A 14,566-nucleotide genomic window follows, 5' to 3' on the forward strand; every position below is an offset into this window, starting at 1 on the left:
GGATCGAATCGTGCTAACATACACACTATTATTGAACGCTATATATGGAAGAAGGGGGATTAGATGAATACTCTTGGATATGCGATACTTAGTTCGCTTGGTAGAAATCCATGTTCTGGCTATCAATTAGTTGGATATTTAGAGGTATTATGGCCTGCGAAGCATAGTCAAATATATCCTCTGTTAACTAAAATGGAGAAGAATGGACTTTTGGAATTTGAGCATATTGAACAAACGGGTAAACCTGATAAGAAAATATATTCAATCACAGAAAAGGGAAGAGAAACTCTGGAAAAATGGGTCATTGAATCGCCTTCTGATCCCATCATTCGAGATGATTTTCTTATTAAGATGTATTCGATTTGGTTATCGAATGAAGAAAATGCGAAAAAATTAATTCAGGACCGAATTTCTAAATTAGAACAAACCGTGGCCTTGCGAGATGAAAATATAGCCAGAATTGAACAAACACATGGGAAGAATGGGTTAGAAATGACATCTAAACATTTTGGTGGTTATATTCTTTTTAATAGAAGGAGTATGTTAGATAAAGAAGAAATTTCATGGTGTAAGTGGGTTCTGAATTTGATTGAGAAAGCAAGATTAAACAATTTATTGTTAGGAATCATTGTAGGAAAACTTAATATAATCATTCAAGACAAGATCTTGATTTATTGACTATAATCAAAAATTCCAGGTTTGTTTCGGTGCCTGTGCATCCCAATCACCCCAAAAACTTAATTATTGAATCTGATACCCAAAAAAGGGGGGCTGTTTAATAAGCACAGCCCTCCTTTTGATGTTGTTGGGGAATTTTCCTACAATCAAAACGAAAGGTTCCGTTTTATAAATATTTAGGAGGAGAGGTATTCTTTGAAGATATTAAGAATTTATTTGAAGATGTACCTCAAAATTTGGAGTTTTTAATTGGGATTTTAGAACAGATAAAGGGACAGTACCTATTTTTTTCAGGTAAATGTCCCTTTTCCTTGAAGGATTTAGTTTTTCAAACCAGCTGCAAAAAAGGGGCCATTAACTGTAATGGTAGATAGGATATGAGCCATTTCTTGGGGAGATTCTTTCCTTCCGCTGGGTAGAGTAAGAATGAGTTAATAAAAGTGGATTTGACCGTTTGGGCAATATGAAGGCAGATGGAAACAAAGGATTTAACAAAAACCCCTTAATATTCCATATCCCCACGTTTTCTGATGGTAATAAAGAAAAATCAGGAAATTAACGAGGATATGAAAGGAGACGTTCATTAATGATACGCACAGAACTAGTGCATCACAATGATGCACGTAGTTTGTAGACAAAGGGGAAGAACAGTGAAAACTGTTCTTTTTTTTGTAGGAATCTTAGTGATGTATAGGGAAATATATAGGTAATAGAAAAGGAGGGAAGGTTTAATAAACTATGACAGATCCAAAGGAACCGCATATTCCTGAATATATATATAAGTTAATCCAGCAACCTAACATTTCTGCTGATACTATGCGAAAAATGTCCGATTTTTTTATGAAAACCTCTGTCCCTAGATTAATTGAGCAACATAACTCAGAGAAGAAAAATAACAAGTAATGAACAGCTACCACTGTTCTTTTTTTATGTAATAAAAAGCCCTTTGAATGGGTATTTTCAAGCTTCCATTCAAAGGGTACTTGTTTTAGATGATAACAGAATAGTACGTTTACTGTCTTCATATAAATTCACAGTTGTTTTGCTCCACAGGTAATCTGGACTCGTATCTGCTCTTGTGCCCCCACGTGGACCGAGCATGATTCCTCTTAAATTCTTATGTAATATCACGTGTCTTTTCAATCTCACGCATCACTTTTTTACTTTCTGCTGATGATAGGTTTGTATATTTTTCTGTTGTCTCGATCGAGTTATGGCCTAATTGATCGCGCAGTAAAATGAGGTTACCGCCATTTTTAATCCATTCGCTCGCAAAGGTATGTCTAAATTTATGAGGGCTTAATGCCTGGCCAGAAGAGAACTCTTCTTGCGAATTAAAAGCCAATGTATATTTTGTCACAAAATCTTGAATGGCTCTTACAGAAATCGGTTTTGCCGAACCTCCATATTTTGAGACAAAAACATAAGAGGTATCTTTAGCTCCAGGATAGCGGACTTCTCTGATTCGTAAATAATCCTTTAAGTCGTCTAAAGAAGATACCAAGACCTCGACCGTATCGGCTTTACCACCTTTACGGATTATGTCCATTTGCCTTTTATGAAAGTTAATATCTTTTATGGTGAGGGAGGCGACCTCGCTAACACGAGCACCACTACCAAGCATCATACTAATTATTGCTATATCTCTTTCCTTATCACGAAGAAAAGCATTCCTTTGACGAGGACTAAGAGAGTATTCATAGCCGCTTCTTAGGTATTGTAAAAATTCATTGATTTCCTGATTATTAAGAATGACAGAACTGATTTTTTTAGCACGCCGGTTTGCTGAATCTTCATCTTTTTTATGTACTTTAATTTTGCTGAATACATTGCGATAGAAGTAACATTCACCTGTTTCCTCATTTTCTGTTTCAGTAGTAAGATAGTTGAAGAGGGATTTGATGGCATTAATATTCCTTGCAACGGCATTTTCGGACCGTTTTTTCTTCACATCATTTTCCACGCTGATAATTTCTTCCTCTAAATATTCCTTATAAAACTCAGCATTTTTTTTGTTAAATTTTCTAAAATGGATAGAGGGGTATCCTTAATACAATCAACCCCTGATATGCCCTCATGTTGTAGCCAATTAAAGAACTTCATGTACTCATGAACATAGCCAAGGAGGGTAGAAGCTGAATATTTCGCTCTTTTTTTGGAACGAACATATTCAATGACGTAATCAGGCATATCCACCAAGTGAGTTTCTAATCGTTTTTCATGTAAAAGTGATTCTCTAGGAGAAGCCATCAAAAAACCCCTTTTGTCGAAATGTGTCGAAGTTCGCATTAAATACAATTTTAACGAGAAGTTAACCATAATATAATTATGGTTAACCTTGGACGTGATGATCTTTTAATCTTCTAATATTAGAGTTAAATTTCTTTATCTAATTGCATGTAAATGCTTCTTTAAGCTATCTTCAGCACATTCAGATATTAAATCAATAAAATGTTCAACATTTTGTTCCACACTTGCTGTTTCTAACGTTTCATAATACCTTATTCGTTGTTCATTTTCAGCTTTAACAATAGCAGGAGGATAGCCGTTCTTCATTAAAATTAAATTCATCAAAAGTCTTGCAGTTCGTCCATTCCCATCAGAAAAGGGATGTATATACACAAACTTAAAATGAAATAATGCTGCTAATTCTACAGGATGCAGTTCATCTTGCTTTTCTTCATACCAATTGAATAGGTCTTTCATTTCATCTTGAATTTGAAGAAAATGTGGAGGCGTATGTTTACTACCTGAAATACCAACATTAAACTGGCGATACTGTCCTGCATTTTTATTGTCGATATTTTTTAAAACAAGGTAATGGATATTTTTGAGTGTACTTTCATCTATAGGTTGATTTTTATTTACACACTCTTCAACAAAATCAATTGCTTCTGAATGATTAATAACTTCTAAATGTTCTTGAAGTTTTTTACCACCAATAGTTAAACCTTCTTCAAGCACAATTTTTGTCTCAATAAGTGATAAAGTATTTCCTTCAATTGCATTTGAATTATAAGTCCATTCCACACGATAAACCTCATAAAGATTTTTAACAGCTTCTGGTGGAAGTGGTCTGAGTTGGTCTAATTCATTCTTAAGTTTATTAATTAGAGTAAAATTCTTCATAAACATACACCTTCTTATATGGTAGTTGGTATCTTAAAAAATCATTCATTATATCTATTTTATTATCTTCAGTTTAACCTCTTAGGATAATTATACCAAACTTATAATTGCAAGTCTATATATTCGTTAAATTAGAATTTAACGCGAACTTTAACACTGAGCATCACGTTCCCCTTTTCCTCTAAAAGTTTTTCTTCTGCTTTTTCCCACAGAAAGGATTTGTTTTGTATAGTCAGTAAAATCCCCAAGATGGTTTGCAACAATTTGCTACAAAATGTCTATATTAACCGTCTGGTAATCATGAACGGCTATGTTTCTGAAACCCACCATGGCCTTTAATCGTTTGACAGTATTTTTGTCAATAATTAAAGCCGCATGAAGCATATCAAAAGCATCTCTGCTGGTTTGAGGCAATCCCCATTTCTGTTCAGCTACAATATGTATAACCAAGTCGATTGACGCTTCGCAGGCCCTTTGTATATTTAGGATTATGGAGTCTTGTTTGGTATAGTCCTTTAGGTTTTCTGGATTATTTGCGTATACACCTTAACCCGGTTCATACAACGTTCTATTACACTGATTTTGTTCAAAATCACATCATTCTTCATAAATGGTCCCACTTTTTTCGATTTTTTTTAAGATATTTCACGTTCCTCATTCAATTTAGCGTACATGCTGAGTGCAGTCATTTGGAGGTTTTTAAGAAGAGTATCGTTCGCTGAATATATAATTGTACCGGTAGTACATATCTGGGCTAAACCGTGGATGCTGTACGGATATTGACCAAATCCACCTCACTTTTCAGAATATCTGCTAATTCCTGTGCCAGCTGAAAAACTTCATATGTAGTAAGCGATTGATTCTCACTGTAGAAAGCAATATCGATATCACTGTCTTCATGTGAAGAGTTTTTTGCATAAGAACCAAAGATAATAATGAAAACGGGATCTACTTTTTTTATGAGAGTATCTTGAATGGTTTGAAACATCTCTGTATACATAAGACACGCCCCCTATATTTGAAGATTATACCAAACGTTCATTCTCATGCCCGTTTATGCGTAAAACTAAAATTTTACGCAAAGTTAATCAAAAGGAGCCCTTCCTTTTATTATCACCCTCATTTTCAGTTCTTCCTTTTAAATAACCTTGCGATAAACGAATCCTACCAGACATACTATGAGAAACACGAGGCAAAATGCAGGGAATACTGGCCAATATCCTGGGTATGCCCTACAAAATAACCCATCCGGTGGTAATGCAATCAATGCCAACTTGAATCCCTCTTCCCAGCAATACACCTTATATGGTGGTACCAATCAATATCAAAGTCGCTGATATAAACCACAGTGTGAATGATGCGTTTTTACCTAATAGGAATGAGTATACCATGCCCTTCAGGAGCCACTAAAAGAGATTCCCGAAGGGTGTTTTTAATTTTCTTTTAGAAAAACAAAATGGAATACTAAAACAGCTAACCGGATTTCAATAATAGTAGACTTCTGCATTTAGTCTCGATTTCCTTTCAATTTTTAATATATTTTTTCATGGGTTTCACCCCTTTTTTCGGTTCTCTGCTTGTCCCAATCACCCAACTTTACTCGACATACGCCCAAACCCTCCTTAAAAGAGTTGGAACAGAACATTGAAAAGGCATTTAATAATATGAAATGTCGAGAAGTAGAGCGTTTAGCCTAGATACGGTGAATTCATCTAGAAAAAAAACCACTCTTTTCCAGAGTGGTCTCTAATTTCTCGAGTCGCTACCATACCCACGGAGCAGCTGCTCTAGTTTCACCCAAAACTGAAATCCTCTTACATCTGGTGTCCTTCATTTATTCCCCTCTCAGGTGAGGGATCAAATCAGCCCAATCGTAATCTTGGAGGTAGTAATCTTTAACGCTGTATTTTAAGGTGTTGGTGTCAGCCAAAGATTTAGGTCCAGGGAAGCCGATTACTTTCCAACCGACGTAATCCGTGTTTCCCCCGTAAACTGGATCACTATAGAAACCTTGACGGGTGTGGAGAGCCAAAGCACTGAAGAAGTCCAATCCCTCGTCAAACGTACCCTGGAGAAAGGTACTGTGCTCACCCGAGGTATCAAATTTCATATGCTCCGGCTTCACCCTCCCTGAAAGGTCTACCAGAATCCCATCCTGCTGTTCATCGCTTAAACCCTTAAAAACAGACCCGAACTTCTCATGCGAAATCTCGTCCAGCTTTCGGATCCCCTGGCGATAGGTCTCCTGCATCTCTACCATGCGATCTCGCCAAGCGTCTACCTCTTTACCTGCTATTTTAAGAAATCCTCCACCGTCTGCAGAAGCATAAATGTAATTTATACTCGAAAGGTAACGGTCAATAAATCGAACCACGCCAGCCTCTCGTGCTCCAGGGTCATGATCTGTTGGTATTATCCGAGCTGTCGCTTCTTCTATAGTCTCCCATTCGTGTTGGTTAAAAAATAAGCGTGTGTCGGACTCGTGATTCACTGGAGAATTTATAACGGGCCAATCTGCTTTACTTGTCATAGGAAACACTCTCCTTTTATTAAAATAGTCTCTCGAAAATTAATTTTCCATTTCATCTCTAGCTTCTTTTTGACTAAGGATTCTGTTTTTTCATTCTTCAGCTTAATGATAGGGAAATATTACGTTTAAGATTATTAATTCTCATTATTCCTTATCAGGAGTATGTCTATGAACAGCAAGACAAACTCTTCAAAGAACTTTACTTTTAAAGCCATTTTTTGATATTCTACCAATAAATTAATAAAATTTCTGTGAATTCCGTGATATGTTAAAGCTTTTCTTAAAATACAATTATTTTTTTAAAATCCATTACTCGTGGTTTAGTTGACATACTGTTCTTGACGATCCTTGGCATGTACTTCAGCGATATACTCGGAAACCCTCCAAGCATTGGCCATCATTGTTAGTGTCGGATTAACCCCTAAGGATGTTGGGAAACTACTTCCGTCTAGAATGAAGAGATTCTCAACATCGTGTGCCTGGCACCACTTGTTTAAAACACTCTTAGATGGATCGTTACCCATTCTGGCAGTACCATGTTGGTGACAGGTATTACCAGTTAATTCGTTTTCGGGAATTACCTTGATCGTCTTCGAAGCTCCCGCCGCCTCAAGGATTTCAACGTTTTTGTTTATCATCCACTTCGCCATGTTAATATCGTTCGAGTGTGGTTTGTATGTGATTCTCGCAACAGGTAAACCCCAGGCATCCTTAACATCGGGATCAAGGTCCACCCTGTTAGATTCTTGAGGTAAGTCTTGAAGAATAATCCCAATCTTCATTGAGTGGTTGTAGAAGTCGCGATCAGCATCCTTCATGGCTATCCCCCACTCTGGTCTGTCTGGGCAAACCCAGTTAATTGGGTGTCCTACTTGCGAAGAAGAGGTAATACAACCTCCGATGTATCCTCGCTTCTCATCAGTCTCGTAGAACTGCATAGAGCCTGCGCTGATGTAATGACCTGCAAAGCCGTGAAGAGGATCATGTACGTCCTTATCGAAAATCCCTGTTGCGAACGCGTATTCATGGAAAGTTGCATACTTGCCGACCAGCCCACTGCTGTTCGCCAAGCCATCTGGGAATAAGTTAGACTTCGACATAAGTAGCAGCCTTGTTGATTCTATGGCACCAGGACATAAAATTACAATGCTAGCCTCCTGTTCAACCTCTTGGCCATCTGAATCTATATAGATTACTCCCTTAGCATGACCTTCTTTATTTACGGTGACTTCTCGAATCATACAACCTGTTCGCAAATCGCAATTTCCGGTGGCTAAGGCTTGGGGGATAAAGTTAGTCAGTGTGCTCGACCGAGTGGTTCCCGGATCTCCATACTGATTCCAAAATCCCGTATAGTTCGCTGGAGTTCTTCCCTTATAGGGCTTCGAGATTGAAGCGTGAGGAATCGGGAACGCATTTATCCCTAGCTTCTCAGCACCCTCGTAGAATTTCTTCCCAAACTTCGTAGGCGGCAATGGCGGAGTTGGGTACCCTTTGCTACGTCGTGGTTCATACTTGTTTGCTTCTGCAAGGCCAGATACACCAAACTCCCACTCAACCTTAGTGAGATAAGGCTCAAGATCATCATAAGTAATAGGCCAATCCGCAAGATCAGCACCTTCAATATCGCCATGCAAAGAGTGCATCTTAAAGTCTTGTTCCAACGGACGAGGGACCCAGCCTGCCCAATGCACTGTACCACCGCCTACCATCTGCGGAGTAGGAGAAAACTGGAACGTCTTGGCTTTAGATTTTTCATCTGCTCTAACGGTCCTTGGGCTAATCTTCGGGTCCGGCCAAAGATAGTTTCGGTTAAGATATTTAAGTTCATCACCCGAAAAGTTTTCTATCTTCATACGAGGACCTTTCTCTAACACTACTACCTTTAATCCTGCTTCAGCTAGAACCTTAGCGGTAGTGCCACCGGTGGCACCTGCCCCTACGATACAAACATCAACCGGATCTGGCTTCTTAATATAAGTCATATAATTTCTTCCCCTTTCGAGTCGAGTTTTCTTTCATAAAATAGTTGACATAACTGTTAGAGAATATAGTGCTTTCCGTTTTTCAATCTCATATTTGGTATATATAGAGTCATAGTTTTTTGCAACACGCGCAAATCCTCGTAATAAATTGTCCGCACCTCTTAAACTTTACTTGCTACGGAAGCATGTTCTAAGTATCTAACTATCTCTCGGGCGAAGGCTGGTAAATCGACAGGTGTTCGGGACGTAATCACGTTCCCATCGCAAACGACCTCAGCATCTACCCATTCTCCTCCAGCGTTTTCTACGTCGTCGCGAATCGGTAAATAGCCCGTCACCTTTTGTCCGCGTACTGCACCCGCAGAAGCAAGCAGCCATCCACCGTGGCAAATTGCTGCTGTCAATTTACCGGACTCGTATGCATCTCGAACCAGATTAACCATTGGTTTACAGAGTCGCATATGATCTGGTGCGAATCCACCAGGAACTATAACAGCGTCAAAGTCATCGACATTGACTTCATCTGCGGATTTGTCAGCGTCCATTGGATAGCCAAGCTTACTGTGATAAGTTGATTTCGTTCCAGATCCAACGATTACAACCGTCGCACCCTCCTCTTGCATTCGATATGCTGGATACCATGCTTCCATTTCCTGATAATCATCTTCGATAAGTAATGCAACACGTTTACCTTTTAATCTCATTTTCTTTTACTCCCTTCATTACGTTCTGTGTTAGTGCTACGATCAATCAAGTGCTCACATCAAGCTTTCTGGTATTTACTCTTAGCTTCTTCCAACCATTCGAAGCATTTGTCACTAGTGATAACATCTCGTAATTCATTTAGATATGGCGAATTGGCTTGTCGTCTTTAAAATTCATAGAAATTTTAGATTTATTCGTACGTGCGTTACTTAACTGTGTGTATGTCATGTATGTAGGTCATTATTAGCGGTCATATGACTTCCACCCCCTTTCAAAAGCTCTACGATTTCACGTTCTACCGCCTCGAAATGGTCTATAGCCGCCGACGGGCTACGAGGTAGTATGACTTCGACCCAATTGCTCAATGGCCCTCGTTTTTTTATCTCCGCCTATGGAGCTTGATTGGACACAAATTTTTTATTCCTTAAGCTCTGTACCAAGTGCCCAGTCCATATAAGCTTCTCTTATATCAACATTACCTTTATCAACTATAACAGTCGGAACATTCTGAACTTTAGGAATAGAGTATCCTAAATATTGGTGCATAAAAACAGATTTAATTAATTCTCGACCCATATCAACCGTACCAACATCAACAGTAGCTGTCAGCTTCCCTTGACGGATCGACTCAAAACCGGACTTAAGACCGTCTGCACCGATAACCATTATTCCTTCTTTACCATTCCATAGCTTTAAACCAAGTCCTTCAACGGCTTGCACAGCACCCATAGCCATTTCCTCATTCTCACCATAGATTAAATCGACTTTAGGATGTGCAAGTAGTAAGTTCTCAGTAGCCTGCATCCCTTTGTCTCGACGGTAATCACCGCGTTGTTCTCCTACAATTTTCATATCAGGATACTCTGAAATAGCCTTTTGGAAACCATGTTTACGTGAAGCAGACCAGTGACCAGGTAAACCCCATACCAATAAAATATCTCCTTTTCCGCCTAACTTTTCAGCTGCATATTGACCTACTTGGAACCCAGATTGATAATCGTTGTTATAACTGATCACCGAAACTGCTTTCAACTTGCTTTCATCCCACAATTCAGCTGGCATATTAAACAAATAAATCATAGTATCGTGTTCAATAGCCTTCTCATAGACTGCATTCATAGAATCAAAATCACCTGCCGAACAGACTAATATTGCATCAAATCCTAGGGAAGTCCAGTTTTCAATTGTTGACACTTGGGACTCTACAGACTGAAAATTACCCGGTGCAGCCATCTCAAACTCGAATTTCACTCCAAAACGATCACTTAATTCATTCATCATTGTATTAGCAGCGTGTTCAAAAGCATCATAATGCTCAGAAGCAGCTGGCGGTAAAAATCCAATTTTAATTGTTTCCCCTTTTACTGCATTTCTCACCTGTTCTTCAAATTTGTTATCTCCCCACTGATAAACGTTACCAGATGCGGATGCAGAAATGCTTTCCGTAGTTTCTGAAGACGTTTTGTCATTGCTACAACCTGACACTATCAAAATTGCTATTAGGGATAAATATAAGATACTCAATCTCATTTTTTTGAAAGACATGAGTTAGACCTCCTTAAATTTTAAATTTTTTTTTTTTGCATGTTTCTTAACGCGTTCCTGCCATCTAAGAAGTGTCATAAAATGAAATCTTTCCATATCAACCCTTTAAACTACGAATTTTTCACTTTACCTTTGAAGTGACCGGCTAAAATTGGTACAACTGCTGCAAGAAGAATAATCAAACCTATAACTATAGTCTCCCAATACGGATTCACATTTTGAAGATTCATAGCATTTTTAATCATAAATAAAATAATTGCTCCGAGTGCAGTTCCGATTAAGGTTCCTTTACCACCAGATAATGCTGTTCCTCCGATGATAGCTGCAGCAATAGCCTCTAACTCGTAGCCCGTACCCATTTCAGGATGTACTGTGGTAAGACGCGAAGCAAGAAGAACACCTGCTGCAGCAGCGGTAAGTCCAGATAGTGCATATACCTTAATACGCAATTTATCGACTTTGATACCCGATATTCGAACCGCCTCTTCACTACTTCCTAGAGCAAGGATATGACGACCAAATTTCATTTTTCGATATACGATTAAGAGCACGATAAGTAGAATGATCGATACAATAACAGGAAACTGCACTCCAAAAATACGTCCTGATCCAAGAAATTGAAAACTATCTGACATATATGAACCGAGAGGAGTTGCTCCAGTCCAAACGTATAAAATACCTCGTAGAATAATCATCATTGCTAAAGTAGCCATAAAAGGAGATATATTTAATTTAGTAATGGTAAGCCCATTTACAGCACCTATTAATACACCAAGGAACAGAGCAGACACAACAGCTAAGACAACATTAACATCGTGATTAAGTAACCATGCAGCCATTCCACCACATATACCACATATAGATCCAACCGATAAATCAATACCACCCGTAGAAAGGACAAAAGTCATACCATATGCTAATATCATTATGAAAGAAGCTTGTTGTAATACGTTTAAAAGATTTATATGAGTTAAGAAATTTTCCGAGACAAATGACATTACTACTATGAATACTCCTAGAGCAATGAAAAGGCCAAGGAGGTTTCGATCGATTTTTAGTGGAAACCCAAAGTCATTTTGTCTACCAATGGTTTCTAAACCTTTATTCCCCAATTATGAACCCTCCTTAAAAGTCTTTTATTTGTTATTACTCAAATCAGTTTTTTGCAGCCAAATAACGTTCAATAGCTACTGCAATAATAATGATTAGCCCAGTAATGATTAAACGATAAAACTGGTTCACTTGAAGGAGGTCTAGGCCATTTGACACCAGGGCAAGTATTAGAGCACCAATCGCCACCCCAACCACACTTGCTTTGCCACCAAACAGACTTGTACCGCCAATGACCGCTGCAGCGATAGCATCTAGCTCATATCCATTTCCCATTGATGGCAACACTGACGTCAGACGTGAAGTCAGAAGGATACCAGCTACTGCAGCGAGTAATCCCGAAAAGGCATACACACTTATTTTGATTCTTTCAGTGGACACACCAGATAAGCGTGCTGCTTCCGAATTGGAGCCTGCAGCTATAACTAAACGTCCATAACTAGTAGATTTGAAAATAAAATGCAATAACAGAAAAATGACCAATGTGATCAAGACTGGCATCGGAATTCCTAGCACTTTTCCCTGAGCAAGAAAGGCGAACTCTGGAGTGGCAAAATTACTAATTGGTTCATCTTTAGTGAGCAGGAATAACAGTCCTCGTCCTATATATTGCATGGCTAAGGTCACCAAAAAGGCCGAAACTCCTAATTTAGTAATTATGAGTCCATTGATGGTACCAATTAGTAAACCTACAGATAATCCTGCTAAAATCGCGATCCACATGTTTAAACCACTCATCATTAGCCAACCGGTAGCTCCGCCAGCGAGCCCAATAATCGACCCTACTGATAAATCGATGCCACCAGTTGAAAGCACAATCATTGTTCCAAATGCAACCAACATGATGAATAACGATTGCACCAATAAGTTTGGTAAATTCTGAATAGACAAGAAGCTTGGTGCCGTCACTGCCAAAAACAGAAACAATAGGATTAGGATAACTGATACACCATACCCCTCGCGTGTCAAAAGGATAAGAAAACTATTTTTAGAATGGGCCACTTTTTCATTATTGGTTATTATTTTGAAATTACTCATCATTTATACCCTCCTGAAGCGTAGCGCATTATGTTCTCCTCTGTAGCTTCCTCACGTAAAAATTCATGTACAATCTCTCCTTTATGCATTACATAGACACGGTCGGAGAGTCCCATAAGCTCGGGTAGGTCGGAAGAAACCATGAGGACACTTCCTCCATTACGTACAAACTCAGCCATTAAATTATAAACTTCGACCTTTGCACCTACATCAATACCTATCGTTGGTTCATCAAAAATCAACACTTTTGGATTTGTGAAGAGCCATTTAGCTAAAATTACTTTTTGTTGGTTACCACCACTTAAAAACTTAACATTTTGGTGCACAGAAGGTGTTTTAATACCTAAACGTTTTACATAATCTGATGCTATTTCTAATTCTTCTTTTTTCTTTAAAACAAACTTCTTTGAAAGAATTCGTTTCATCGAAGCTAGTGTTATATTTTTACTGACTGACATTTCTATTAACGCTCCATGCAATTTTCGATTCTCTGGGAGCAAGCCAATACCAGCACGAATGGCATCACGTGGCGATTGAATTCGAAGTTTTTTCCCATTTACTTCTATGGTGCCTGAACTGATTGGATCAGCACCTACAACTGCCCGTACCGTCTCAGTTCGTCCTGAACCAGCAAGCCCAGCTATACTTACAATTTCTCCTTCGTTAACATGGAAGTTGATATTTTTCAAAACTCCTGGTTGGTTTAAACCAGTAACCCGTAAAGCTTCTTCACCAATTGGAACCGTTTCCTTTTCAATAAAATTCGATATCTCACGCCCTACCATCATGGAAACGAGTTGGTCAACATCTGTTTCATCGGCATTAACTGTTGCTATATGCTTCCCGTCACGCATGACATGAAAACGGTCAGCAAGTAAGAACAACTCTTTGAGATGATGGGATACATAAATAATCGATACTCCTTGTTCCTTTAAAGCCCGAATGAAGTCAAATAAAACTTCACGTTCGTGTTCAGCAAGAGCAGCCGTTGGTTCATCCATAATTACAACAGACGCCTCGACAGAAAGCGCTTTAGCAATCTCGATTACGCGATTTTTCAGAGCACCAAGTTCTATTACTGGTCGTTTAAGATCCTCTACTGTAGAAAAGAAATTTCGGTAAAGTTTTTCCGTTTCTTGGTACATTTCTTTTTCATTTAGAACTTTCACTGCACCGCCAAGATACGAGTTATAAATTTCTCGTCCAAGATACACATTTTCAACTGCAGTTAAATGAGGAGCTAGTGTTGGCTCTTGAAATATTGTGCTAATACCAAGTTCTTGAGCATGTCTAGCATCTTGTATTTCTACAGATTCCCCCCGAACTCGGATTTCCCCACTATCCTTGCGGTATAAGCCTGATAAAATCTTTATCAAAGTTGACTTACCAGCACCATTTTCTCCTACCAGTGCTAGCACTTCCCCTTTTCGTACATCGAGTGAAGCGTTTTCAAGCGCCTTCACACCAGGAAATTCCTTGGTGATTCCGGTCAACGAAATAAGCACGCGATCATCTTCTACTACCATTTGATATCCTCCATTCCATAAAATTTTCTTACACCTTGATAGTAGTTAGCTAGTTTACAAAAATACTTTAAATAACGTTCATTCTCGCTTAAGTCCTTAAAGCGAACAAACTTCTCGTGGGCAACCTCGTCCAGCTTCCGGAACCCCTGACGGTAACCGCATCTCATCGATGCACTACCACCAGGTGTCTGTCTCTTTGCCGCTTTAGAAACTATGTAATTTATTCCCGTGAGGTAACGGTCGATGCCTCGGACTACCTCGCCCCCCCAGTTGCCGGAATCAGGGTCTGTTGATATAAACCGAGATTATGGAACAGCCTT

At 38.8% G+C, this 14,566-nt stretch carries 14 protein-coding genes and 2 pseudogenes; 2 read left to right on the plus strand and 14 right to left on the minus strand.

Annotated elements, in window-relative coordinates:
• The first annotated feature begins 63 nt into the window (after positions 1-63).
• Complete coding sequence (locus JFU50_RS29565) at positions 64-678, plus strand: PadR family transcriptional regulator (RefSeq protein WP_201225553.1); 615 nt, start codon at positions 64-66, stop codon at positions 676-678.
• Positions 679-998: 320 nt separating this feature from the next.
• Here the strand turns inward: JFU50_RS29565 and JFU50_RS31270 are convergent.
• The 6 genes and pseudogenes from JFU50_RS31270 to mntA all read right to left on the minus strand — a co-directional run.
• Positions 999-1,097 (minus strand): annotated as a pseudogene (locus tag JFU50_RS31270) (TetR/AcrR family transcriptional regulator); the annotation flags it as partial.
• Between the two features lie 698 nt (positions 1,098-1,795).
• On the minus strand, positions 1,796-2,713 hold the full coding sequence (gene xerS / locus JFU50_RS29570) for a tyrosine recombinase XerS (protein ID WP_342366394.1): 918 nt from the start codon (positions 2,711-2,713) through the stop codon (positions 1,796-1,798).
• Positions 2,659-2,928, minus strand: coding sequence for a hypothetical protein (locus JFU50_RS31275; RefSeq protein ID WP_242489181.1), 270 nt, complete (start codon positions 2,926-2,928; stop codon positions 2,659-2,661). The genes xerS and JFU50_RS31275 overlap by 55 nt, the downstream gene beginning before the upstream one ends.
• A 135-nt stretch (positions 2,929-3,063) precedes the next feature.
• A complete protein-coding gene (locus tag JFU50_RS29575) occupies positions 3,064-3,807 on the minus strand; it encodes a Fic family protein (protein ID WP_201225555.1) in 744 nt (247 codons plus the stop codon).
• A 150-nt stretch (positions 3,808-3,957) separates the two neighbouring features.
• Positions 3,958-4,415: pseudogene (gene hepT / locus JFU50_RS29580) on the minus strand (type VII toxin-antitoxin system HepT family RNase toxin).
• A 146-nt stretch (positions 4,416-4,561) separates the two neighbouring features.
• Positions 4,562-4,807, minus strand: a complete 246-nt coding sequence (mntA, locus tag JFU50_RS31280) for a type VII toxin-antitoxin system MntA family adenylyltransferase antitoxin (protein WP_242486205.1) — start codon at positions 4,805-4,807, stop codon at positions 4,562-4,564.
• A gap of 178 nt (positions 4,808-4,985) precedes the next feature.
• On the opposite strand from mntA, the gene JFU50_RS29590 reads away from it, so the two are divergent.
• Positions 4,986-5,144 (plus strand): hypothetical protein, encoded by a 159-nt coding sequence (locus JFU50_RS29590; protein ID WP_201225557.1) that lies wholly within the window; start codon positions 4,986-4,988, stop codon positions 5,142-5,144.
• Between the two features lie 497 nt (positions 5,145-5,641).
• On the opposite strand, the gene JFU50_RS29595 is transcribed toward JFU50_RS29590, so the two are convergent.
• The 8 genes from JFU50_RS29595 to JFU50_RS29630 form a co-directional block, all read right to left on the minus strand.
• On the minus strand, positions 5,642-6,337 hold the full coding sequence (locus JFU50_RS29595) for a gluconate 2-dehydrogenase subunit 3 family protein (protein WP_201225559.1): 696 nt from the start codon (positions 6,335-6,337) through the stop codon (positions 5,642-5,644).
• A 320-nt stretch (positions 6,338-6,657) separates the two neighbouring features.
• Complete coding sequence (locus tag JFU50_RS29600) at positions 6,658-8,322, minus strand: GMC family oxidoreductase (RefSeq protein ID WP_242489182.1); 1,665 nt, start codon at positions 8,320-8,322, stop codon at positions 6,658-6,660.
• A 161-nt stretch (positions 8,323-8,483) separates the two neighbouring features.
• Positions 8,484-9,026: a type 1 glutamine amidotransferase domain-containing protein gene (locus tag JFU50_RS29605; protein ID WP_201225561.1), complete on the minus strand. Its 543-nt coding sequence runs from the start codon at positions 9,024-9,026 to the stop codon at positions 8,484-8,486.
• 418 nt (positions 9,027-9,444) lie between these two features.
• Positions 9,445-10,572, minus strand: a complete 1,128-nt coding sequence (locus JFU50_RS29610) for a sugar ABC transporter substrate-binding protein (RefSeq protein WP_201225563.1) — start codon at positions 10,570-10,572, stop codon at positions 9,445-9,447.
• Between the two features lie 110 nt (positions 10,573-10,682).
• Complete coding sequence (locus JFU50_RS29615; RefSeq protein WP_201225565.1) at positions 10,683-11,684, minus strand: ABC transporter permease; 1,002 nt, start codon at positions 11,682-11,684, stop codon at positions 10,683-10,685.
• A gap of 43 nt (positions 11,685-11,727) precedes the next feature.
• Positions 11,728-12,720: an ABC transporter permease gene (locus JFU50_RS29620; protein WP_201225567.1), complete on the minus strand. Its 993-nt coding sequence runs from the start codon at positions 12,718-12,720 to the stop codon at positions 11,728-11,730.
• Positions 12,720-14,246 (minus strand): sugar ABC transporter ATP-binding protein, encoded by a 1,527-nt coding sequence (locus tag JFU50_RS29625; RefSeq protein WP_201225569.1) that lies wholly within the window; start codon positions 14,244-14,246, stop codon positions 12,720-12,722. The genes JFU50_RS29620 and JFU50_RS29625 overlap by 1 nt, the downstream gene beginning before the upstream one ends.
• Complete coding sequence (locus JFU50_RS29630; protein ID WP_201225571.1) at positions 14,240-14,413, minus strand: hypothetical protein; 174 nt, start codon at positions 14,411-14,413, stop codon at positions 14,240-14,242. The genes JFU50_RS29625 and JFU50_RS29630 overlap by 7 nt, the downstream gene beginning before the upstream one ends.
• Between the last annotated feature and the right edge of the window lie 153 nt (positions 14,414-14,566).

Origin of the sequence: Peribacillus sp. TH14, from assembly GCF_016651145.1 — a bacterium.
Lineage (GTDB): Bacteria > Bacillota > Bacilli > Bacillales > DSM-1321 > Peribacillus > Peribacillus butanolivorans.